Origin of the sequence: Photorhabdus hainanensis (assembly GCF_018448965.1) — a bacterium.
GTDB classification, from domain to species: Bacteria; Pseudomonadota; Gammaproteobacteria; order Enterobacterales; family Enterobacteriaceae; genus Photorhabdus; species Photorhabdus akhurstii.
This window is the reverse complement of record NZ_RCWD01000080.1, coordinates 1-3,792: the sequence shown is the minus strand read 5'-3', so window position 1 is coordinate 3,792 and position 3,792 is coordinate 1. Positions and strand designations below refer to the sequence as shown.

Sequence of the window (3,792 nt, the reverse complement as noted above, 5' to 3'; positions counted from 1 at the left end):
CTGGGGCTCAGTTGCCTTCCCTGCAATTATTAGTCACCGCCGGAGAGTCACCTTCTCCAGATTTTCTTGACTACTTCAGCCAACACAACGGCATACTGAATGCTTACGGCCCGACAGAAGTGACCGTCTGTGCGACAGGAAAGCAGTATCAACATGGAGATATTGCAACAAACATTGGTAAAGCGATTAATAACGTCCGCCTTTACGTTCTTGATAATCACGGCAATCTGTCTCCTGTCGGCGCACCGGGAGAACTCTATATTGGCGGTGCCGGGCTGGCGCGGGGATATTTGAACCAACCGGAACTGACGGCCGCATGTTTTGTGGTGAATCCCTTTGCCACCGCAGAAGACAATGCACTCGGTTACACCCGCCTGTACAGAACCGGCGATTTAGTCCGCTGGCGGCCGGATGGCGATCTGGAATATCTGGGCCGCAATGATTTTCAGGTCAAAATCCGTGGCTATCGCGTTGAATTGGGCGAAATTGAAACAGCGCTCACTTTGCACCCACAAGTAAAACAAGCGGTGGTGATTGACCATGAGCATAACAATCATAAAGTACTGGCGGCATATCTGGTGACGACGGGGGTACTGTCTGATGACAGCCTGACTGAGCATCTCTCTTCCCGCTTACCGGACTATATGCTGCCGGCCAGTTTTACCCGTATTGAATCCGTCCCCCTGACTCTGAACGGAAAACTGGATCGCCGCGCCTTGCCTGAACCAGTCTGGGGGGATCGTGACAACTATGTCGCGCCCCGCAATGCGCTGGAAACTCAACTGTGTGCCATTTGGCAGGACGTGTTAGGGCTGGAGCGCATTGGCATTGAAGATAACTTTTTCCGCATCGGGGGGGATTCCATTGTCAGTATTCAACTGGTGTCAAAACTGCGGCAAGCGGGCTTTTCCCTCCAGGTTAAATCAATTTTTGAAGCACCAACGGTGGCCCGGTTAGCCCAACTACTGGCTCTCTCATCATCTACCGTTAATATGCTCGCAGAGCAGGGACTGTTAAGCGGGGAATTTAGCCTGTTGCCTATCCAACAGACCTTCTTCGACTGGAATTGGCCAAATCCACACCATTGGAATCAGGCATTTATGATCCAGATCCCCGGGGATATCAAATCCGTACAGATTGAACAGGCTCTGATAATGCTGGCTAAACGGCATGATATGCTGCGTGTCCGTTTTATAGATACCGAAAACGGCTACCGTCAGTACTATTCCACGGAAATGCCATCTTCATATTCCCTCTTACATCACTGTGATATCAAGGGATTAAATAAGGACGCATTACATCAACAACTAACCCAATGGCAAAGTGGCTTTGATTATTGCCGCGGGCCATTATGGCAGGCAGGTCATCTGACCGGATATACCGATGGCAGCGCCCGGCTATTCTTCGCATTCCACCATCTGATCATTGACGTGGTTTCCTGGCGAATTATTGCTGAAGATATACGCAGATTGTTGCATGGCGAAACACTGCCAGAAAAAACCAGTAGTTATCGTCAATGGGTGAGCGCCGTCCATCACTATGCAAAACGCCATCAACAGGAAGTTTCCTACTGGCAGCAAGTCATGGCAGAAAATCCCTCTCACACAGCTTCAGAGGAGATCAGTCATCACATGCTGAGCATTTCCGCCGAATTGACCAACACTCTGCTGCATGAAGCCAATGCCGGCTATGAGACCGAAATCAATGACTTACTTCTCAGCGCTCTCACGCTGGCATTACAAGCTGTTTTTTCTCAACCGATTAACCACATCACGCTTGAAGGCCACGGTCGAGAGAGCATCGACAACAAACTGGATGTTTCTGAAACTATCGGCTGGTTTACCACGCTGTATCCCGTTCGTCTGGCAATGAAGACGAATATTGCAGACACCATCATTCACACCAAAGAGATGCTTCGTACTGTACCCAATAAAGGCATTGGCTATGGGGCATTACATCAGGCAGGCTATTTGAATGGGGATTTACCGGCGATAAGCTTCAATTACCTCGGTCAATTGGGAGGAGCAATCGGGCAAAACTGGTCACTGACCAACGACTATTGTGGAAATGTAATAGCAAACAATAACTATAGTCATTTACTGCTAAATATTAACGGACTAATTCAAGCTGGCAGGCTGCAATTCAGTGTCAGTTCGCGCTTAACACCGACTCAGACACAAGTATTTATCACCGCATTTGAGCAGACTCTCCAGGTTGTCATTATGGCTGGTCAACAACAGGCGCAAGCCGGCGGGATAAGAACCCCTAGTGATTATGGTATTGACGGGCTGTCAATCTCTCGCCTACGCCAGCTACAACAGCGCTACCCGCTTGAAGCCCTGTACCCCGCCACCAGTTTGCAGCAAGGATTTATTTATCATCATCTGTCCCAGCCACAAGATGATGCCTATCGCGTACAATTGTTGCTGGATTATCACACACAACTCGATCTTGCCGCCTACCAGCGGGCCTGGGCGCTGGCCTCGCTACGCTTCCCCATCCTCAGAACAGCATTTAACTGGGAAGACGAGGTGTTACAAGTTGTGACGAAAGACGCAAGTATTCATTCGGCGAATTTCGAGATCAAAGATATCAGTCAATTACCAAAAGAAGAATGGAACAGCGCCATTGACGCAATTCAACAACATGACCGTACCCTGCCGTTTGATCTAAGTCAGCCAGGCTTAATTCGCTTCACCTTAATTAAACAAAGTGAGCATCTGGTAACGGTGCTAATCACGCAACATCATTGTATTACCGATGGCTGGAGCAACCCGATTTTATTGCAGGCTGTGCATGAATATTACAACGAACTCACACAAGAGCGTGTCCCCCAAATAGTGGTAGATAAAGCCTATCTGGCGACCCTGCAATATTATCTGGATCATAAAGCAGAATCCGAGGCTTATTGGGCTGAACATAAATCACAACTCCACGGAATAAATGATTTTTCGCCCTTACTAAGTCATTGCGTTGATTTAACGCAGATAAAAACCGTTGAAAAACCCGCCGAGCAACTACTCACTATACAGAGCAACACTTATGCGCAGCTTAAGGATATGTGCCGGACACAAGGGGTGACGCTGAATGTGGCCTTGCAATTTGCCTGGCATAAGCTACTTCACAGCTACACAGGCGATACACAAACCATTGTCGGCACCACCGTCTCCGGCCGCGATGTTCCGGTAGCGGGGATTGAGTCCAGTGTTGGCCTATATATCAATACCTTGCCACTGAGGGTGCAATGGCGTCCAACAGACAGTATAGCCGCGGTTTTACAAGATATTCAGACGGCTATTGCAGCCCTCAACAGCCACAGTGCCGTCTCGCTGGCCAGTTTACAATCCGACGGAGAACGCTTATTCCACAGCCTGCTGGTATTTGAAAACTATCCATCCCCCGTGGTAAGCCAAAACCCAACCGGTATAGAACATACCCTGACATTCCGTCAGTCCGTCGAAAAAGTGGATTATCCGGTATCGCTGGCAGCCTATGAGCACAATAACAGTCTCATCATCAAATTTAGTTATGGCAAAGACTGGCTGACAGAAGCGCAGACACAGCGCCTGCTGGGTCAGCTTGAGCGTATCCTGCACGCGGCCGCATGCAACCCAGACCAGTTACATACGTCAATCACCTTCCTCAGCGAAGCAGAGCGTCATACCCTGTTGCACCGCTGGAATCAGACCGATGCGCCTTACCCGCAGGATAAAACCCTGCAACAACTGTTTGAAGCCCAGGTGGAAAGCACGCCGGATAACGTGGCGCTGGTGTTTGAAGGCGAATCCCTGA

The 3,792-nt window shown here is 49.3% G+C and carries 1 protein-coding gene; it reads left to right on the top strand.

From position 1 onward, the window contains the following. Window positions 1-3,792: condensation domain-containing protein (locus tag EAE92_RS23745; RefSeq protein WP_214069823.1), on the top strand; the 3,792-nt coding region annotated here is incomplete at both ends.